Origin of the sequence: Nocardia amamiensis (assembly GCF_015477605.1) — a bacterium.
Lineage (GTDB): Bacteria > Actinomycetota > Actinomycetes > Mycobacteriales > Mycobacteriaceae > Nocardia > Nocardia amamiensis_A.
This window is the reverse complement of the sequence record NZ_JADLQX010000011.1, coordinates 155,862-174,095: the sequence shown is the minus strand read 5'-3', so window position 1 is coordinate 174,095 and position 18,234 is coordinate 155,862. Positions and strand designations below refer to the sequence as shown.

Below are 18,234 nucleotides of genomic sequence, written 5' to 3'. Positions count from 1 at the left end.
CCCGTTTCCCCCGCGTTATCCCCGGACCGGCGGAAGCTTGACCGTCACTTGCAGCCCGCCGTCCGGGCGCGCCACCGCACGGACCGTCCCACCATGAGCCTGCGCGACCGAGCGAACGATGGACAAACCCAGCCCGGCGCCGCGCGAGCCGGATTCGGCGAGCCGCTCGGAGGTGGCCAGCCTCCGGAACGGTTCGAAGAGCCCGTCCACTTCGAAGGCCGGGACCGAGGGGCCACTGTTCTCCACGGCGAGTTCGGCATGGTCACCGACGGCGCGGGAACGGACGGTGACCCAGCCGTGTTCGGGGACGTTGTAGCGGACGGCGTTGTCGAGCAGATTGTGGGCGAGGCGTTCCAGCAGCAGCCGGTCGCCGACCACGGGGGCGGATTCGAGGTCGGCGGTGATCCGGACGCCGGCTCGGCCGGCGTGCGTCGCGACCGCGTCCCTGGCGATGTCGGCGAGATCGGCGCGGAGGCGTTCGGTCAGCCGCTGTTCGGTCGTGGCCAGCACCAGGAGGCCGTCGATGAGCCGTTCGTGGCGGTGGTTGACCTCGAGCAGTGTGGAGCCGAGCCTGCGAGTGGATTCGGGGACGTCCGGATCGTCCAGCGCCACTTCGATCAGCGTCCGGTTGATGGTCAGCGGTGTGCGCAGTTCGTGCGAGGCGTTGGCGACGAACCGGCGTTGTCCGTCGAACGCGCGGTCCAGGCGCTCCAGCATCGCGTCGAAAGTATCTGCCAGATCCTTGATTTCGTCCTGCGGGCCGTCGAGGGCGATGCGCTCGTGCAGGCTGGTGTCGGCCACCCGCCGCGCGGTCGCGGTGATTCGTTGCAACGGGTGCAGGGCGCGTCCGGCCATCAACCAGCCGAATCCTCCCGCGGCGATCCCCACCGCGCCCAAGGACACCAGTGACCACATCAGCATGGTGCGCAACGTGTCCCGCCGATTCTGCTCGGCCTGCTCGGTCAGCGCCTTGTACAGCTCAGGGGAGACCCGAGTATGGGTGCGCTCGGCACGGTTGACCAGAAACTCCTGCACTACTCCGCGCGCCGCGGCTCCGGGCCGTCGCTCCAGCGACTGGTTCAGATAGAAGTACATCAGCGCGATGAGCACGGCGCCCGCGACGAAGAACGCCGTCGCGTACAGTAGCGTGAGCCGCAGCCGGATGGTGCGCCCGCTCATCGGATCCGGTACCCCACGCCGGGTTCGGTCTCGATCACCGGCGGCTCACCGAGCTTCCGCCGTACGTTCATGATCGTGTACCGCACCACGCCGGTGAACGGGTCGATGTGCTCGTCCCACGCCTTTTCCAACAGTTGCTCGGCCGATACCACGCCACCGTCCGCGCGCAGCAATTCGGCCAGCACCGCGAACTCTTTGCGCGACAAAGAGACGGGTTCGCTGTCTCTGGTCACGACGAATCGATGCGGGTCCAGGCGGATACCGGACCTTTCCAGCACTGGGGGAGCGGCTCGGTGCGCGCGTCGTCCGAGCGCCTGGATACGGGCGACCAGCTCGGCGAATGCGAACGGCTTGGTCAGATAGTCGTCGGCACCGAGTCCCAGGCCCGCCACCCGTTCGGCCACAGCACTTGCGGCGGTCAGCATCAGGATCCGGGCCGCACCATCCGACTCGACCAGAGTGCCGCACACCGAATCACCGGAGACCTTGGGCAGGTCTCGATCGAGGACCACCACGTCGTAGTCGTTGACCTCCGCGCGCTCCAGCGCCGCCGCGCCGTCGTACACCACGTCCACCGCCATCGCGTGCCGACGCAGGCCGTCGGCGATCGCGTCGGCCAGCAATTTCTCGTCTTCCACCACAAGTACCCGCACCTCGCCATCGTGCCCCCTGTCGCCGTTGGGCGGCTGTTAGGTGTCAGCGCGCCAACCCCGAGGCCACACTCGAAATCGGCACCGAAACGGTGCGGGTGACCGCGACACCGATCACCGAGGGGCCGGAACGCGACCGTCTCTATGCCGCCATGGTCGAGGTCATGCCCGGCTTCGCGGAGTACCAGGAGAAGACGGACCGGGTGATCCCGGTCGTCGGATTCACGCCGCGCTGAGGTCGGCACGCCGCTGCTCGTGGCCGCAGCGTCAGCCTGCCGTGATCCCGGTGATCAGGGTTTGATCGGCGCCGGTCCGGGTGGTGATGAACTGTGTGAAGGTGTTCGTCTCCTCGCCGGGGAACTGCTGGGTCAGCCGGACTTCCCACCGATCCTGTCCGGCGGGACTGTCCCCGGCGCGGGTGATCCGCACGCAATAGCGGGTTCCGGCAGGCACCTGGTTGATGCCGCGCTGGATCTGCTCCGCGGGTGAGACCGCCGCGTCCGGCGCGACCACCGCACGGGCTCGGTATCCGGAACGCTCGGCGTAATAGGCGTATTCGAAGGCGAGGATGGCATCGGGGCCGTTCCCGGTGCCGCCCGGGTCGGTTCCGGAGACGACGTCGGGTGTGCGCCGTTGCTCGCATCCCGGCGTCGCGATCGCCCACGGCGGCTTGGCCCAGGTGGTGGACGTCGAGGTGGACTGAGCGGAACCGGCGGCACGTGCGGGGGATGTCGCCGCCGCGGTGCGCGTCTGCGTAGCGGAACTGTAGACGATGGCCAGGCAGACCGAGACCGTGGCGACCGCGATGCCGAGCACGATCAGCACGGTCAGCGACCGTTTGCCGCGCGGCTGATCCCCGTGCCGCCGGGGATGGCGCACAGGAGTGCCGGGGTGGATGCCGGATCGATTGATGATCGCGGGAACCTTGACGTTGCTCTGCTCGGCGGTGGGCGGTTCCGGCTCGGCGGGCGCGCTGCGCTGCTGCGGGACCGGCGTTTCGGGCTGCTGCGCGGGTGGCGACGGTTCGAGCCATTGTTCCCACTCGCCGAAGTGCGGCCGCGTGCTCGCCTTGTCCGGCGCACGCGGCGGCTCCGCGGCCGCGAACTCGGGTTCGCGGCGGCGAATCATCTTGCGGCGGCCGTGCGGACGACGCCGCTTCGACGGCTTGGCCGCGGGAATGCGCAGCATCGGCAGACCCGTGTCGAACGGGTTGCTCTGGCCTACGCCCTGACTGGGATGCTCCCGGTCAGGGGGCGTCATCGTCGAATTCGCCCAGCACCGGCACCACCGCCGTCACGGCGGAGGGGATGGTCACGCCGAGCTGGCCGTCGCGCGGCTTGTGTTCCTGGTCGTTGCCGCCCGGAGGCGGCGCCGGCGGCAGCACCATGCCGCCGGTCGGGCCCGGATGGGCAGGATTGTCCGGACGGCCCGCGGGTGCGGGCGGGTCGAAGAAGGGTGGCGCTCCGGCCGGCGCGGGCCTGCTCTCCGGCTTCGGGGCGTCCGACCGAGCGGTGGGCGCGGAATTGTTCGGCGAGGTCACCGAATTGCTGCCGCTGGAGGACGGCTTGTCCGGCGACCCGCCGAAGTCGAACAGCTTCGAGGAGTTCCTCGACTCGTCGCCGTTCGTGCCGGAGTTCGTGGTGGAGCCGGGGTTGATCAGTTCCGGAATCGCCTTGTCCGCAGACGCCGCGACGGTGTCGATGGTGTGCATGCCGACCTCGGCGATCTTGTCGATGATGTGCGTGCCGATATCGACGCCCGCGTTGATCGCCGTGCTGCCCAGCTGCACCCCCGCGGCGATGAGCTGCTGCTGCAACTGCAGTTGCGCGGCCATGGCCGGGTCCATCGGCTGTGTGGTGGCCGGTGTGGTGCTGCCGGGGACGAAATTCCCGGTGGTGCCCGGCTGTACGGTGCCGCCCTGTGCGACGCCGGATGGCGCGGTCACCGTGAGGGGGCCCATCTCATCGAGTCTTCTGGTGTGGTCGCTCATTTCGGTGCGCGCCGCGGTCACCGTGGTGATGGCGTCGCGCAGCGCCTGGGTGGCGCGCGTGATGACGGCGTCGGTCTCCGGCGCCGAGCTCGCGTTGTCCAGGATCTCGCGAGCGTCGCGCCGGAACTCCGCGATGATCTGGTCGACGCGCTGGGCCGCGCGCCCGGATGTCGCGTGCGCGTCGCCGAGAACCGACAGGTAGGCGGGACCGCGATCGGAGATGTCGCCGATCTGCGTTTGGGTGGTGCGCAGCGCGGGCACCGCCGCGTCGGCGCCGCGTGAGGTCCACGTCGACTCCAAGGCGTGCAAGCCTTCGCGGTGTGGACCTTCGGTGTCGGCCGCCTGCGTGGTGGCGGCCGAAAGCGCGCTGGTCGCGGCCACATTCGGCACGCCGACACCGGTGCCGAGCGAGGAGCGCAACGTCAGCAGTGGACGTACCAGTGCGGCAATGATCGGGGGATCGACGCCCGGTTCGGTGCTCGGCGTCCGGGAAGTCTCGGTGGCGGGCTGGGTGGCGTGTGACCGTTTCCGCAGTCCCATCAGGCTTCTCATGCCAGTGCCTCCCCGGCCTGGGTGATCGCGCCTGCCGTGGCGGCGTCGACACCCTGTGCCTGCTCGCTGTAACCGCGCAGGACCTGGCCGTACGCGCTGACCAATTGTCCCGCGGTGGACAGCGCCTGAGCGTGTTCGGACACGGCCGCGGAGAACCGTGCCGCGAACTCCGCGCCGACCAGCCCGAGATCGGCAGCCAGCTGGTCCGGATTCACCGCGCCGGAGGCGACCGCCGCCGCCGACGCCAATTGTTTGGATACCGCGTCCGCGATCGCGGTGTAGGCGGCCACCGCCGCCGGGTCGAGCTCGAGCGTGTTCACTGTTCCCCTCCCGGATCCCAGTCTGTCGCTGCCGCGCCATGATTCACGTCCAGCGTACTGTGCCGACCCGCCGCCATGCGCCCGATCCTGGGTGGTCCGTTCCACCCGGCCATGTGCCGGATGCCCGGGTTCCGGTTCGCCGACCGCGCTCCGGTCCCTCAGGGGCCGCGGGCGCGGGCGGTCGACGCGCCTGTTCATGAGCCTTCCCGGAGCGCTCGCCAGTCCTGGGGACTAACGGTCACCTGGGCAAATGCACGCGTGTCGAGATTGTTATGGCGGACAACAAATTGACTGTTGTGCCCTGCGTCACAGTCCTATATGTTGCCGTGAACAACATTCGCTCCACTCCAACCGGCCGGGCCACTTCCCGGCCGGTGAATGAAAGGCCCACTCATGCGTAAGGGCATGTTCAGCGCCGCGGCGTTATCGGTCGCGCTCCTGGCCGCACTCACCGCTTGCGGCGACGACTCGGCGGATTCCGGGAAAGCGCAGATCGGCGTGATCCTCCCGGACAGCAAGACTTCCGCACGCTGGGAGACGGCGGACCGGAAGTACTTGCAGCAGGCGTTCGACGCCGCCGGTGTCAAGGCGGATATCCAGAACGCCCAAGGCGACAAGAACGCCTTCCAGACCATCGCCGACCAGATGATCACCAACGGCGCCTCGGTGCTGGTGATGACCAACCTGGACAGCGGCACCGGCAAGGCCGTGATCCAGAAGGCGAAAGCACAGGGCGTCACCGTGATCGACTACGACCGGCTGACTCTCGGCGGCGGCGCGCAGTACTACGTCTCCTTCGACAACGTTAAGGTCGGCACTCTGCTCGGCGAGGGCGTCGCGAAGTGCCTCACCGACCGCAACGCGGTGCGTCCTGTGGTCGCGTACCTCAACGGCGGGCCGACCGACAACAACGCGACCTTGCTGAAGACCGGCTACGACGGCGTGCTGAAGCCCAGGTTCGACGCGGGCCAGTACCTGAAGGGCCCGGATCAGGCCGTCCCGGAATGGAACAACATCACGGCGGGCACCATCTTCGAGCAGATGCTCACGGGACGGCCGGACATCGGGGGCGTGGTCGCCGCGAACGACGGACTGGCCAACGCCGCGATCGCGGTGCTGAAGAAACAGAAGCTCAACGGCCAGGTCCCGGTCAGCGGGCAGGACGCGACGGTCCAGGGCCTGCAGAACGTGCTCACCGGCGATCAGTGCATGACCGTTTACAAGGCCATCCAGAAAGAGGCGGAGGCGACCGCGAAACTCGCTGTCGCCCTGGCGAAGGGGCAGCAGGGCACGACCAACGGCACGGTGCGCGACCCCGAGTCGAACGCCGACGTTCCCTCCGTGCTGCTGGAACCGAAACCGATCTACGCGCAGAACGTCAAGGACGTGGTGGCCGACGGCTACGTCACCAAAGACGAGCTGTGCGCGGGCGAGTTCGCGAAACTCTGCGCGGACAACGGGATCTGATACGCACGCCCCTTCCGCGGTTCGATGAGGGGACAGCGGAAGGGGCCCCACCCCTTCGGAGGAGCTACCCCATGCCCGAACTGCCGGTCATCGAATTACGGGGAGTACAGAAGAGTTTCGGCCCGGTCCACGTCCTGCACGAAGTCGCCTTCAGCGCCTATCCCGGCGAGGTCACCGCGCTCGTCGGCGACAACGGCGCAGGCAAGTCCACGCTGGTCAAGTGCATCGGCGGGACCAATCCGATCGACGCGGGCGAGTTCCTGTTCGAGGGCAGGCCGGTGCAGGTGCACAATCCGCGCGACGCGGCCGCGCTCGGCATCGAGATCGTCTACCAGGATCTCGCGCTCTGCGACAACCTGGACATCGTCCAGAACATGTTTCTCGGCCGGGAGCGCAGGCACGGCCTCGTCCTGGACGAGTACGCGATGGAAGAGCTCGCCGTCAAGACCTTGGCCGGCCTGTCGGTGCGCACCGTCAAGTCGGTCCGGCAGCAGGTGGCGAGCCTGTCCGGCGGCCAGCGCCAGACGGTGGCCATCGCGAAAGCCGTGCTGTGGAACAGCAAAGTGGTGATCCTCGACGAGCCGACCGCCGCGCTGGGCGTCGCGCAGACCCAGCAGGTGCTCGAACTGGTTCGCCGGCTCGCCGACCAGGGCCTCGCGGTCGTGCTGATCTCGCACAACATGAACGACGTCTTCGCGGTGTCCGACCGGATCGCCGCGCTCTACCTGGGCCGGATGGCGGCCCAGGTCCGGACCTCCGACGTGACGCACGCGCAGGTCGTCGAATTGATCACGGCAGGCCGCAGCGGGGCGCTCGGTCTCGAAGCGAGCGGAGTCACCCGATGAACGCGGTAGCGACCCAGCAGCGACCGGCGGTGGCGCCGGTGTCCGACCTGGTGACCGGTTACGTCGGACGGGTGCGCGGCGGCGACATGGGCGCGCTGCCGTCGGTGATCGCGCTCGTCGTGCTCTCGGTGATCTTCTGGGCGGCGCGCCCGGTCTTCATGTCCGAGGCCAACTTCGCCAATCTGTTCACCCAGGGCGCGGCGATCGCGGTGATCGCGATGGGCCTGATCTTCGTCCTGCTGCTCGGCGAGATCGATCTGTCGGCCGGGTTCACCAGCGGGGTCTGCGCCGCTGTGCTCGCCGTGCTGCTCACCGACAAGGGATGGCCGTGGTATCTGGCGGTGGGGGTCTCGCTGCTCACCGGCGTGGCGATCGGACTCGTGATCGGCACGGTCGTGGTGAAGATCGGAATTCCGTCGTTCGTGGTGACGCTGGCCGCGTTTCTGGCCCTGCAGGGCGTCGCACTGAAGATCATGGACAACGGCCGCAATATCGCCATCCGCGACGAGACGATCGTGGCGCTCGCGAACAAGAACGTGCCCCCGCTGCTGGGGTGGGCGCTGTACGCGGTCCTCGTGACCGGATTCGCGATCGTCCAGTACCGGAAGCTGCGGGCCCGCACGAAACTCGGCCTCACCGGTGCCACGGCGTCGGTGGTCGCGGTGCGCGTCGCGGTGCTCGCGATCGTGGCGGGCGCGGCGGTGCTGGTGCTCAACGGCGAGCGCAGCCGCAATCCGGAGCTGCATTCGCTGACCGGCATGCCCATCGTGGTGCCGCTGATAGCCGCGCTGTTGCTGCTGTGGACTTTCGTGCTCGACCGCACCTCGTTCGGCAGGCACATCTACGCGGTCGGCGGGAACGCGGAGGCCGCCCGGCGGGCCGGTATCGCGGTGGACCGCGTGAAAATCACCGCCTTCGTGCTGTGTTCGACGATGGCTGCGGTCGGCGGTCTCATCGCGGCCTCGCGGGCGAACTCGGTCGATCCGAATACCGGCGGCAGCGACGTGCTGCTGACCGCGGTCGGCGCGGCGGTGATCGGCGGCACCAGCCTGTTCGGCGGACGCGGGCGGATGCTGGACGCGGTGCTCGGCGCCGCGGTGGTCGCGGTGATCAACAACGGGATGGGGCTGATGGGCTACAGCGCGGGCACGAAATTCGTTGTGACAGGATTCGTGCTGCTCTTGGCCGCAGGAGTCGACGCGCTCTCCCGCCGGCGCGCGCTCCAGCATCGATGAATCCCCTGTCCCCCGACGAAGGCCCGGTGAATGCGAGCAGCACCTTCCCCCGAGGAGATCCGCACGCGTAATCTCGCCACGCTGCTGCGGCACGTCCACCGCGACGGCGCGGTATCGCGTGCGACCCTCGCCGAGCGAATGGGCTTGAACCGCAGCACCATCCTTGCCTTGACCACCGACCTCGCCGCCGCGGGTTTGGTGAGCGAGGAGCTACCCGGCCAGACCGGCCGGGCGGGCAGGCCTTCTCTGGTGGTGCGGCCGCGGGAGCGCCGCGTGTACGTCGTCGCGCTCGACGTCGGCGCGGACCGGCTCGCCGCGGCGCGGGTCGGGCTGGGCGGCACGGTGCTCGATCGCGGTGAGACCGCCCGGCCCAGCGGCGCCTTCGACCCGGAGGACGTGATCGCCGCGCTGGTCGAGATGGCCCGCGCGATGATCGATGCGGCTGCGGCGGACTCGGTCTGCGTCGGCGTCGGCGTCGCGTTCTGCGGCATGGTCCGCGAGGAGGACGGCGTCGTCCGGTACGGGCCCAACATCGGCTGGGTGGACGTCGCGTTCGGCGCGAAGATGACCGAGCAACTCGATCTCGGGCTCCGGGTCGCGGTCGGCAACAACGCCAACCTCGGCGCGCTGGCCGAACGCGAGCGCGGGGTGGGCGAAGGCCTGGCGAATCTGATCTACCTGCACGGCGACGTCGGCATCGGCGGCGGCATCATCATGAACGGCGAGCTGCTCGGCGGCGAAGGCGGTTACTGCGGGGAGGTCGGGCACATGATCGTGAACCCGCGCGGGCGGCCCTGCGCCTGCGGTTCGCGCGGTTGTTTCGAGGCCGAGGCGGGCGAACTCGGGTTGATCGCGGCGGCGGGACGCACCGATCCGCCGGGGCAGGCGGCGGTCGACGCGATCGTCGAGGCCGCCGCCCGCGGCGACGCGGCCGCCAGGGACGCGCTGCACCAGGTCGGCGAATGGCTCGGCTACGGCGTCGCGAACCTGGTCAACATCTTCAATCCGTCCATGGTGGTTTTCGGTGGCGTGCTGCGCGAGATATATCTCGCTTCCGCGGCGCAGGTGCGCAGCCGGGTGGCGGTGAACGGTCTGCAGGCGGTTCGCGAACGAGTCCGGTTGCGCACCAGCACACTCGGCGGCGACGCGACTCTGATCGGGGCCGCGGAGCTGGCTTTCACCGATGTGCTGACCGATCCATTGCAGACGCTGGCCCGCACCGCCGCCGCTCGCGCTTGACGCTGCGTTTCCGGACCAGCTCGCCTTCCCTGTCGCCGGAGTCCGGTCTTCATGATCGGTTCGGGTCAGCCCTCGAGTGTCACCGGAAGGGCGGTCAAACCGTGGGCGCGCCAGGAATCGCGGTAGGTCAATTCGGCCTCGGGGATGGCGAGTCGTGCCTTCGGGTACCGCGCGAAGAGTTCCGGGACGACGGCGTCCACGATGTGGTCGGCGGTCTGCGCGCCGAGACAATAGTGCGGTCCGCGACCGAACATGAGGCTCGGCCGGCCCGCGCGGGCGGGATCGGAGTCGGCGCCGAATATCGACAGCAGGACCGTGTCGCCGCGGGGGATGGTGTGGCCGCCCACGGTCAGATCGGTCATGGCGAAGCGGCGGATGGCGAACGGGAGGGGATTGGCTCGCTCCATCAGGTCGCGGCGGCGGGCTGACCAGTCGGCCGCCGTGATGCCGCCGGAGCCGAGCAGAGCCGCGATCAGGTTGCCGCACAGGTGTACCGCGTTTTCCAGACCGGCCAGCATCATCAGGAAGGCGAGCGAGACGAGTTCGTCCTCCGGCAGCGTCCGGGCATCGTCGGCGCGCAGCCATCCGCTGACCAGATCCTCACCCGGTGTGGCGCGCTTCATGGCGACGAGGTCGGTGAAGGTCGCGGTCAGCCAGCCGATCGCCGCGACGAGCCGCCGCCCGGATTCGGGCGACGCCGCGTCGAACGTCACCATGGCGGTGGCGGCGTCACGCAGGCCGGGGTGCAGATCCACCGGCACGCCGAGCAATTCGCCGATCACCAAAGCGGGCACCGGGACGCAGAGGCGATCCAGCAGATCGACCGCCTCGCCCGGCGCCGCGTCCAGCGCGTCGAACGTCTGGTCGGCAATCCGGCGCACCACCGGCCGCAGGCTCGCGGCCGCGCCGCGCGAGAACGCGGGCGCCGCCAACCGTCTGATCCGGCCGTGTTCGTCGCCATCCATATTGAGCAGATTGCGGTCCAGCGCGGGCGGCAGCGCGAAGCCCGCGTAGCCGCCGCCGGAGCGCCGCTTGTCCAGGCTGAGCCGTTCGTCGGCGAGCAAGGCGGCCACCTCGTCGTATCCCGCGACCACCCAAACATGCTGTCCGCCAGGAAGTTCGGCTTGCCGCACCGCGCCGCGCCAGCCCGCGTGCTGGTCCCACCGTTCCCGCGCCGCCGTCCCGATCGCCCGCACCTCACCCACCTCACTGCCGTCGTCCTCGACGATATAGGCGGCTGCCTCCGGCTTCGCTCCGGCCCGGGTCGGACTGTGGACGGATGGCGTCCGGCTGTGTCGTTTTGCGGCTGCCTTCGGCTTCGCTCCGGTCTGGTGCGGGTTGTCGACTGACTACGTCCGGTGGTGTCGTTTCCGGCTGCCTTCGGCTTCGCTCCAGCCCGGTACCGGCTATCGACTGATTACGCGGCTGGGTCTTTCGGCGGCCGCCCTCACGCGCCCGCGCCGGACGCCGACAGGTGCTCGGCGAGCAGTCGCACACGCACCCGTTGCTCGGCGGTGGTCTCGTCAGGATGGTGGATCTCGATGCTCAGCCGGTCGTCGAACGTGCTGATGATGATGGTGCCGCTCGGCTGCTGGAGGCGGTGTCCGGTCTTGTCCGGTTTGCCGAGCATGATCGAGCGGAAATCGGTGACCCGCAACGCGTCCGGCACCCGTGGCCCGCAGACCCGGCCCCAGTTGGTGGCGAGCACGATTCCCGGTGCGCTCGGCGGAGGCCCCGCGGCGATCTCCGGAATGTGCAACGGGGTCTGCTGCACGATGCCCGCGCCGATCCCGGCGCGCAACGCGTCGCTGATGCCACGGGCCAGCCCGACCAGCGTGGCCCCCGACGGCGGCACGAAATTCGCGAAGCCGAGCACGTTGGTGCCCTCGGTCATACCGATCGGCGGCCACACCCGGGCGCGCAAGTCGACCGAGTAGGTATAGCTCAGCTCGGTCAGCGGCAGCCCGCGCAGTTCCCCCTCCGTGAGCAGGATCGCGGCGGAGGCGAGGCCGTTGATCGTGGTCTTCTCCCGGTGCCCGAGTTCGACCAGCGCCGCGGTCTGCTGCCGGGTCAGCCTGCAGCGGGCGGTGCGGGGCAGCTGGTAATCGTCGGGGCCGGGGTTGATCCGAGCGACGCCGACCGGGCGGGGCGGCAGCGCAGGCGTGTCGATCTTCTCGACGCCGCGCTCGCGCAGCAGGTCTTCCACCGACCGGGGGAATCCGTAGGAGGGCAGGTCGGGCAGGCGACCTCGGGTCAGATCGGTGTAGCAGGACCACAGCTCGCCGAACACGGTCAGCGAATGCGAGGCGTCCGCGATGCTGTGGTGGGTCACCAGGGTGACACCCGCGCTGTCACCGTCGCGCACCACGCACAGCGCCCCGAGCGTTCTGCGCTGATCCAACTGGGCGCCGGTCAGCAACTGTTCGGGATCGCCGTCGGCGACCGAGATCTCCGGTGGCGCGCCGGGTGATTCGAGCAGCAGGTGTCCGCCGTGCCCGTCGGATTCCAGCCGGGCGCCGAGGATGGGCCGCGCACGCACCACGGCCTCGAAGGCGGCCGACAGCGCGCCGAGATCCAGCCGACCGGCCACCCGGGTCGAATAGCCGACGAGGACTTCGCTGTTGGCGAAGATCGCCTCGCTCGGCGCCAGCGGACGGATGACGGTTGCTGCGGTCATGTCGCTTCCTCCACCTGAGCCTGCCGGAGAGGCTAGTCCGAAGCCCGGATGCGCCAGGCCCTTTCGGCACCATCACCTCAGCCCTCTATCGGGCAATCGACCAGTGCTGTTTCGGATCGTTGTCACAACGACACCTGCTCGAGACCGAGCGTCGACGCGGACGCCCGCGGATAGCCGAGGCCATCTCTAGAGTGATACTCTAGAGCACTGCTCTAGAGGAGGCTGTCATGACCGAACTCGTCACCTATCGGCTCGACGGCGGTGTCGCCACGGTCGCGTTGGACGATGGCAAGGCGAATGTGATGTCGGAGAACATGATCCGCGACATCGCCGCCGCACTGGACCGCGCCGAGGCGGATCGGGCCGTCGTCCTGCTCACCGGGCGGTCGCGAATGTTCTCCGCGGGCTACGATCTGGCGACATTCTCTCGGTCGCCGGACGACATCCGCCGAACCCTTCGCGCAGGGGGCGACCTGATCCATCGACTGCTCGGATTTCCGTTCCCCGTGGTCGCCGCGTGCCCGGGGCACGCGATCGCCCAGGGCGCATTCACACTGCTGGCTACCGACGTGCGCTTCGGCGTCGCCGGGGATTTCAAATTGGGCCTCAACGAAGTCGCGATCGGATTGACCATTCCGCACTACGGGGTGGAGGTGGCGCGGCATCGGCTCACCGCGCCCGGATTCGACCGGGCCGCGAACACCGGAGTCCTGGTCGGCCCCGAGGTGGCACGGGAATGGGGATTCCTCGATGTGCTCGTCGCCGACGCGGACGAGCTGCATGCGTGCGCCACGGCGGAAGCGCACCGGTTGACCGGGATCGATCTGGCGGCGCATGCGGCGACCAAGCTGCGGGTGCGCGCCCAGGTGCTCGCGGCGGTGCGATCCGGGATCGATACCGAGTTCGGGGCGTGAAATGGCCGCGGACACCCGCGAGCGAATCTTGACCGAGGCTACTGAGCAGCTTCTGGCCAAGGGCTATGCGACATTCACCGTGGCGGGCGTGCGCGATCGGCTCGGCTTGTCCAGCGGCAGCATGTTCCACGCGTTCGGTTCCAAGGCCGAACTGGCGGCGGCGGTGTACGTCGGCGGCATGCTGGACTACCAGCGCACGGTGCGCGAGCGCCTCGATGCTCCGGAAATAGGCGCCGAGCAGGCGATCCGCGCGATGCTCGATGCCCATCTCGGTTGGGTCGAAGATCATCGCGACCTCGCCCGCTTCCTGTTCGCCACCCTGCCGGACGAGGTCGCGCGCGCCGTGGAACCCGAACTCGCGCAGCACAATCGGGTCTTTTTCACCGCGTTGGAGCGTCGGTACCGAGAATTGCTCGGCGAGGTGGACGTGGGTGATCACGGTTATCCGGTGGCGCATGCGATCTGCGTCGGACCGGCGCAGGAGTACTGCCGCCAATGGGTGCGCGGGCGCGTCACGGCGCCTCCGCGCGCGCTGGCGCCGACCTTGCAGGAGGCGGCCGTCGCCGCCCTCGGGACGCTGACGCGATAGCCCATCGGCTACCACGCGGCTGCCGCGCAAACGTCGGCGGCATGTTCCCGCAGGCGAAGGTGGCTGTCGTCGCGGGATCGACGTGATCGACCGGATGCGCCGGGCAAGAGCGCCTCTCCGTCGGCAGCTCTCCTCGCGAGAGCAGTCGGCGCCTTGCTGAGGGTAGCGGGATTCGGCACTGTGACAGCCAGACTCGCGACTGCGCCGGTTCGGCACATGTTGCTGGACGTCACGGGCGGCGGAAGGTTGCCACCGCGCGGCCGGATGTCCAGACCGGTTGCGCACGGGCGTTACGTGATCGACAGTGGTTGTCGAGTTATGGGTGCGGTGACGGGAGGCCACCATGGACCGTGCGGACGTGGTTGTCGTCGGGGCAGGCTACGCCGGGCTGTGCGCGGCGCGTGCGTTGCGTGCGTCCGGGCGGGACGTCGTCGTCCTGGAAGCCGGTGACCGGGTCGGCGGCCGGACGCTCACCGCGCGGGTCGGCGACGGATGGGCCGTGGATCTCGGCGGACAGTGGATCTCGGGCGCGCACACCAGCTTCGCCGCGCTGGCCGAGGAGTACGGCGCCGCGACATATACACCGCCGACCGGGGCCGACTTGCTGGTCGAGGGCGTGGTGCGGCGGCCGTTCACCGGCGCGCGTCCGCCGCTGCCCACGCTCGTCCTGGTGGTGCTGGGCCAGGCCATGTGGCGGCTGGAACGGATGGCTGCCCGCGTCGACCTCGCGCGCCCGTGGACGACGCCCGGCGCGGATCGCCTGGACTCGATGACGGCGGCGACCTGGTTGCGCCGGAATCTGCCCGAGCGGCGCGCTCGGCACCTGGCCGAGGTGATGATCGGCGAAGAACTGTGCGTCGACGTCGGCAGCATCTCGATGCTCGGCTTGCTGACCACGATCCGTTCGGCGGGCGGCGTCGACGCCGGGATCACGGCCGAGACGGTGACCCGGTTGTTCGTCGACGGAGCCGACGGGCCCGCACTGGCCATGGGCGAGGAGTTGGGCCAGGCGCTGCGTCTCGGCGCCGCCGTCACCTCGATCCGGCAGCAGGGGGACGGCGTCCGGGTCGGCGGCGCATTCGGTGACGTGCACGCCGAGCACGTGATCGTCGCCGTGCCGCCGGCCATCGCCGGACGCATCGCCTACGACCCGCCGCTGCCCGCGGCCCGTGACCAATTGACTCAGCGTGTGCCGATGGGGTCGGTGCTGAAATCATTCGCGGTCTACGAGCGGCCGTTCTGGCGCGACGACGGGCTCACCGGCCAGTCGCTGAATCTGCACGATCCGGTGCCGGTGACCTTCGACGCCACCCGCCCCGGCGGGCCCGGGGTACTCGGCGCGCTGGTTCCCGGTCGCGCCGCACAGCGGCTCGCCGCGCTGCCCGCGTCCGACCGACGCGCAATGATCGTCGGTTCGCTGGTGCGCGCCTTCGGCCACGCGGCCCGCAACCCGATCGAGTGGCACGAAAAGGTCTGGGCCGACGACCCGTACGCCCGCGGCGGCTACGGCGCTTACTTCCCGCCGGGTGTGCTGACCACCGTGGGTTCGGCGCTGCGGCAACCGGTCGGAGCGATCCACTGGGCGGGCAGCGAAACCGCCACGGAGTGGTCGGGCTACATCGAGGGCGCGATCCGCTCCGGCGAGCGCGCGGCGGCCGAAGTGCTGGCGGTACATCGATCCGTGACCGCGGCGTGATCTCCGGGTAGCCCGAATGCTGGCTCGGGCCGACGCCGAGGGACCAGAATGAAGAGGTGTTCCAGCGGATCGTGGTGGGCTACGACGACTCACCCGGCGCCCGAGCCGCCTTGACGATGGCGCTCGACCTGGCGGCGGTGCACCGTTCCGCGCTCACCGTGGTGGCCGTCGAAGAGTTTCTGCCGCACTATGGTCCGGTGGTCGGCGAGATCGAGGACGAACGCTCGATCGGGGAGCAGGCCTGCCGGCGATGGCTCAACGCCGCCGCGGCGGCCGCCGAACAGCGCGGCATCGCGGTGCAGGCGGAGATTCGCGCGGGTCAGGCGGCGCGGGAACTGGCCACCTCGGCCGCGGAACACGATGCCGACCTGCTGATTCTCGGCCGCAGCGGGCACTCGGGCATCTGGGGCCGTTTCATGGGCAGCACCGCGGAGAAGGCCGCGAGACACGCGGGCTGCTCGGTTCTCGTCGCGCACGACGGCAACGGACACGCTGAACAGCGGTGAGCGTGCATGCGACGCGGCCTCGGCGCTCCCGAGAATTCCGGTGTCACTACGCGGGCCGCGTCGCCGGGTGACTATCCTGGCGTCCGCGCGGCGGTGGGGCTCGCCGCTCCGGTCATCCGGAACAACCGCGGCATTCGTCGCCGACAGTCCCTACCCGAACACCGCAACCGTTCGTGTAGGAGACATCCGTGCCCGGTGAACTGACCGAAGAACCGCTCGAGACCGATGCCACCACGCGTAATCGCGCTCCATGGCGGGAACTCTGGCGTACCCACGGTGTTGTACTGCTGGTCGTCGCCGCGGGCGGTGCACTCGGTGCGCTGGCGCGCTATGGACTCGCCCAGGGATTGCCCGCTCACCCGGGACACTTTCCGATGGCCACGTTCGTCACCAATGTCAGCGGTTGCTTTCTGATCGGCATCCTCATGGTGGCGGTCACCGAGATCTGGGCGGCGCATCGGCTGCTGCGCCCTTTCCTCGGCGTTGGCGTCCTCGGCGGATTCACCACCTTCTCCACCTACGCCAACGAGATCCGCGGTCTCCTGACGCCCGGCACCGTCGTCGTCGCCTTCGCCTACGCGGCGGGCACGTTGATCAGCGCTTTGCTTGCCACGGCCGCGGCGATGTGGCTCACCCGGGCCGGGTACGAGCGTGCGCGCCGCGCGCGGGTGCGGTCGGCATGAGCGCCCGGCGGGATACCGCAGCTCGGGTAACCGCCGCGGGGCGGAGCGTCGAGTCTGGCAGCGGCGGCTCGGGTGACTGCGGACCCGATGAGGGCGCAGCGTGAGCGTGCTGCTCGTCGTCGTGGGCGGCGCGATCGGAGCGCCGCTGCGATACCTCATCGACCGTGCGGTACAGGATCGTCGCGACAGCCTGTTCCCATGGGGCACATTCCTGGTCAACCTGATCGGCTGCCTCGTGCTCGGTGGGCTCAGCGGCGCGGGGACCGCGCTGGCGACGCCGCTGTTCGTCTTGCTCGGCACCGGTTTCTGCGGAGCGCTCACCACCTACAGCACCTTCGGTTACGAAACCGTGCGGCTGGCCGAGCGGGGCGCCTATTTCTACGCGGCGATGAACGTGCTGGTCAGCGTGGTCGCCGGGCTGGCTGCCGCAGTGTCCTCCTACGCACTGGTGCACGCCGTGCTCGGCTGACGACGCGGTGTCCGCGCAGCCGCGCGATCGGATGTCGAGCACGGTGCGCGGTCACCGTCTTCCTCGCACGCTCCCGTGTCGACGAAGCCGTATGCGACGTGATCCAGCTCACCGAGTTGATCTACCGCGAGCCAGGCCGGGTGCGTTAAGCTGACCGAACAGATGCAGATATGCGCATACATTTCAAGGACGGGAAGGGGCTGGGTCGATGGGACACGAGCACGGGCATGGCCACGCACACGGACACGGGGTGTCCCGTGACGCCGACCGCAGATGGCTGACCGTTGCGCTCGCCCTGATCGCCGGATTCATGGCGGTCGAGGTCGTGGTCGGTGTGCTGGCGAATTCGCTGGCGCTGCTGTCCGACGCGGCGCACATGCTCACCGACGCCGCGGCCATCGTGCTCGCGCTCGCCGCGATCCGGCTCGCCGCCCGACCCGCCAACGGCAAGTACACCTACGGCTACAAGCGTGCCGAGATCCTCTCGGCACAGGCCAATGGTGTCACGCTGCTCGTGCTGGCGGGCTGGCTCAGCTATGAGGCGGTGCGTCGTCTGCTGGAGCCGCCGGAGGTGACCGGCGGGCTGGTGGTAGTGACCGCGTTGGCGGGCATCGCGGTCAATGTCGCGGCGACCTGGGCGATCAGCAAGGCCAACCGGTCCAGTCTCAACGTCGAGGGCGCCTTCCAGCACGTGCTCAACGACCTCTACGGATTCATCGCCACCGCCGTGGCCGGAATCGTCGTGCTGACCACCGGATTCGCCAGGGCGGACGCGATCGCCACGCTGGTCGTCGTCGCTCTGATGGTCAAGGCGGGGCTCGGGCTGGTGCGTGAGTCCACCCGGATCTTCCTGGAGGCGGCGCCCGCGGGCGTCGATCCGGATGTGCTCGGGCGCAGGCTCGTCGACATCCAGGGCGTCGACGAGGTGCATGACCTGCACGTCTGGCAGATCACCTCCGGCGATATCGCGCTGTCGGCGCACGTGCTGGTCCGCCCGGGCGCAGACTGCCATGGACTGCGTCAGCGGATCGAGCGGCTGCTCGACCACGACTACGGCATCACCCACACCACGTTGCAGGTCGACCACAGCCACGTCGTCACCTCCTCGACCGCCCCGGACACGCAACGCCTCCTTCCGGTGCTGGATGGCCATTGCGATGATGCCCACGGTCCGGTCCACCGCGACCGTCCGTCGTCCGCGGCGGGTATCAGCGCACCCTGAG

At 69.4% G+C, this 18,234-nt stretch carries 19 protein-coding genes; 12 read left to right on the top strand and 7 right to left on the bottom strand.

From position 1 onward, the window contains the following. Window positions 1-15 precede the first annotated feature (15 nt). Window positions 16-1,179 carry a sensor histidine kinase gene (locus IU459_RS16785; protein ID WP_195130468.1) on the bottom strand — a complete coding sequence of 388 codons (1,164 nt, stop codon included), beginning with the start codon at window positions 1,177-1,179 and terminating at the stop codon, window positions 16-18. After that, window positions 1,176-1,832, bottom strand: coding sequence for a response regulator transcription factor (locus IU459_RS16780; RefSeq protein WP_195130467.1), 657 nt, complete (start codon window positions 1,830-1,832; stop codon window positions 1,176-1,178). Before IU459_RS16780 ends, IU459_RS16785 begins: the two co-directional genes overlap by 4 nt. Between IU459_RS16780 and IU459_RS38530 the strand changes: the two genes are divergently transcribed. After that, entirely contained in the window at window positions 1,802-2,065 is a 264-nt protein-coding gene (locus IU459_RS38530; protein WP_195130546.1) for a nitroreductase/quinone reductase family protein, read from the top strand. The genes IU459_RS16780 and IU459_RS38530 overlap by 31 nt on opposite strands. A gap of 31 nt (window positions 2,066-2,096) precedes the next feature. On the opposite strand, the gene IU459_RS16770 is transcribed toward IU459_RS38530, so the two are convergent. Genes IU459_RS16770 through IU459_RS16760 form a run of 3 tightly spaced genes read right to left on the bottom strand, consistent with a single transcriptional unit; the run spans window position 2,097 to window position 4,691 of the window. Further along, window positions 2,097-3,089 carry a hypothetical protein gene (locus tag IU459_RS16770; protein ID WP_195130466.1) on the bottom strand — a complete coding sequence of 331 codons (993 nt, stop codon included), beginning with the start codon at window positions 3,087-3,089 and terminating at the stop codon, window positions 2,097-2,099. Further along, entirely contained in the window at window positions 3,076-4,371 is a 1,296-nt protein-coding gene (locus IU459_RS16765) for a hypothetical protein (protein ID WP_195130465.1), read from the bottom strand. The genes IU459_RS16770 and IU459_RS16765 overlap by 14 nt, the downstream gene beginning before the upstream one ends. Next, window positions 4,368-4,691, bottom strand: a complete 324-nt coding sequence (locus IU459_RS16760; protein WP_195130464.1) for a hypothetical protein — start codon at window positions 4,689-4,691, stop codon at window positions 4,368-4,370. The genes IU459_RS16765 and IU459_RS16760 overlap by 4 nt, the downstream gene beginning before the upstream one ends. 393 nt (window positions 4,692-5,084) lie before the next feature. On the opposite strand from IU459_RS16760, the gene IU459_RS16755 reads away from it, so the two are divergent. The 4 genes from IU459_RS16755 (at window position 5,085) to IU459_RS16740 (ending at window position 9,477) form a co-directional block, all read left to right on the top strand. Continuing rightward, window positions 5,085-6,158: a sugar ABC transporter substrate-binding protein gene (locus tag IU459_RS16755; RefSeq protein ID WP_195130463.1), complete on the top strand. Its 1,074-nt coding sequence runs from the start codon at window positions 5,085-5,087 to the stop codon at window positions 6,156-6,158. 71 nt (window positions 6,159-6,229) lie between these two features. Beyond that, entirely contained in the window at window positions 6,230-7,003 is a 774-nt protein-coding gene (locus tag IU459_RS16750) for an ATP-binding cassette domain-containing protein (protein ID WP_195130462.1), read from the top strand. Continuing rightward, the gene (locus IU459_RS16745; protein ID WP_195130461.1) at window positions 7,000-8,238 is read left to right on the top strand and encodes a sugar ABC transporter permease; all 1,239 of its coding nucleotides are present in this window, start codon (window positions 7,000-7,002) and stop codon (window positions 8,236-8,238) included. Before IU459_RS16750 ends, IU459_RS16745 begins: the two co-directional genes overlap by 4 nt. A gap of 30 nt (window positions 8,239-8,268) precedes the next feature. Then, window positions 8,269-9,477 carry an ROK family transcriptional regulator gene (locus tag IU459_RS16740; RefSeq protein ID WP_195130460.1) on the top strand — a complete coding sequence of 403 codons (1,209 nt, stop codon included), beginning with the start codon at window positions 8,269-8,271 and terminating at the stop codon, window positions 9,475-9,477. A gap of 65 nt (window positions 9,478-9,542) precedes the next feature. On the opposite strand, the gene IU459_RS16735 is transcribed toward IU459_RS16740, so the two are convergent. Both IU459_RS16735 and IU459_RS16730 read right to left on the bottom strand, forming a co-directional pair. Continuing rightward, window positions 9,543-10,673, bottom strand: coding sequence for a cytochrome P450 (locus tag IU459_RS16735; RefSeq protein WP_195130459.1), 1,131 nt, complete (start codon window positions 10,671-10,673; stop codon window positions 9,543-9,545). 251 nt (window positions 10,674-10,924) lie between these two features. Continuing rightward, window positions 10,925-12,154, bottom strand: coding sequence for a phthiocerol/phthiodiolone dimycocerosyl transferase family protein (locus IU459_RS16730; RefSeq protein WP_195130458.1), 1,230 nt, complete (start codon window positions 12,152-12,154; stop codon window positions 10,925-10,927). 227 nt (window positions 12,155-12,381) lie between these two features. Between IU459_RS16730 and IU459_RS16725 the strand changes: the two genes are divergently transcribed. From IU459_RS16725 to IU459_RS16695, 7 genes are all read left to right on the top strand, one after another. After that, window positions 12,382-13,068 carry a crotonase/enoyl-CoA hydratase family protein gene (locus tag IU459_RS16725; RefSeq protein ID WP_195130457.1) on the top strand — a complete coding sequence of 229 codons (687 nt, stop codon included), beginning with the start codon at window positions 12,382-12,384 and terminating at the stop codon, window positions 13,066-13,068. A 28-nt stretch (window positions 13,069-13,096) separates the two neighbouring features. Next, window positions 13,097-13,657: a TetR/AcrR family transcriptional regulator gene (locus tag IU459_RS16720; protein ID WP_195130456.1), complete on the top strand. Its 561-nt coding sequence runs from the start codon at window positions 13,097-13,099 to the stop codon at window positions 13,655-13,657. Between the two features lie 343 nt (window positions 13,658-14,000). Beyond that, window positions 14,001-15,353, top strand: coding sequence for a flavin monoamine oxidase family protein (locus tag IU459_RS16715; protein WP_195130455.1), 1,353 nt, complete (start codon window positions 14,001-14,003; stop codon window positions 15,351-15,353). 56 nt (window positions 15,354-15,409) lie between these two features. Then, on the top strand, window positions 15,410-15,859 hold the full coding sequence (locus tag IU459_RS16710; protein ID WP_195130454.1) for a universal stress protein: 450 nt from the start codon (window positions 15,410-15,412) through the stop codon (window positions 15,857-15,859). 188 nt (window positions 15,860-16,047) lie between these two features. Further along, the gene (locus IU459_RS16705; RefSeq protein ID WP_324198900.1) at window positions 16,048-16,542 is read left to right on the top strand and encodes a fluoride efflux transporter FluC; all 495 of its coding nucleotides are present in this window, start codon (window positions 16,048-16,050) and stop codon (window positions 16,540-16,542) included. A gap of 100 nt (window positions 16,543-16,642) precedes the next feature. After that, the gene (gene crcB, locus IU459_RS16700; RefSeq protein ID WP_195130453.1) at window positions 16,643-17,011 is read left to right on the top strand and encodes a fluoride efflux transporter CrcB; all 369 of its coding nucleotides are present in this window, start codon (window positions 16,643-16,645) and stop codon (window positions 17,009-17,011) included. A gap of 208 nt (window positions 17,012-17,219) precedes the next feature. Beyond that, window positions 17,220-18,233 (top strand): cation diffusion facilitator family transporter, encoded by a 1,014-nt coding sequence (locus tag IU459_RS16695; protein WP_195130452.1) that lies wholly within the window; start codon window positions 17,220-17,222, stop codon window positions 18,231-18,233. Window position 18,234: the final 1 nt, after the last annotated feature.

What these genes read in the sequence shown, in the direction of transcription:
- IU459_RS16740 (WP_195130460.1), top strand. Translation starts at nt 8,269, where the DNA reads ATGCGAGCAGCACCTTCCCCCGAGGAGATCCGCACGCGTAATCTCGCC.
- IU459_RS16695 (WP_195130452.1), top strand. Translation starts at nt 17,220, where the DNA reads ATGGGACACGAGCACGGGCATGGCCACGCACACGGACACGGGGTGTCC.
- IU459_RS16765 (WP_195130465.1), bottom strand. Translation starts at nt 4,371, where the DNA reads ATGAGAAGCCTGATGGGACTGCGGAAACGGTCACACGCCACCCAGCCC.
- IU459_RS16785 (WP_195130468.1), bottom strand. Translation starts at nt 1,179, where the DNA reads ATGAGCGGGCGCACCATCCGGCTGCGGCTCACGCTACTGTACGCGACG.
- IU459_RS16725 (WP_195130457.1), top strand. Translation starts at nt 12,382, where the DNA reads ATGACCGAACTCGTCACCTATCGGCTCGACGGCGGTGTCGCCACGGTC.
- IU459_RS16770 (WP_195130466.1), bottom strand. Translation starts at nt 3,089, where the DNA reads ATGACGCCCCCTGACCGGGAGCATCCCAGTCAGGGCGTAGGCCAGAGC.
- IU459_RS16750 (WP_195130462.1), top strand. Translation starts at nt 6,230, where the DNA reads ATGCCCGAACTGCCGGTCATCGAATTACGGGGAGTACAGAAGAGTTTC.
- IU459_RS16715 (WP_195130455.1), top strand. Translation starts at nt 14,001, where the DNA reads ATGGACCGTGCGGACGTGGTTGTCGTCGGGGCAGGCTACGCCGGGCTG.
- IU459_RS16745 (WP_195130461.1), top strand. Translation starts at nt 7,000, where the DNA reads ATGAACGCGGTAGCGACCCAGCAGCGACCGGCGGTGGCGCCGGTGTCC.
- IU459_RS16730 (WP_195130458.1), bottom strand. Translation starts at nt 12,154, where the DNA reads ATGACCGCAGCAACCGTCATCCGTCCGCTGGCGCCGAGCGAGGCGATC.
- IU459_RS16755 (WP_195130463.1), top strand. Translation starts at nt 5,085, where the DNA reads ATGCGTAAGGGCATGTTCAGCGCCGCGGCGTTATCGGTCGCGCTCCTG.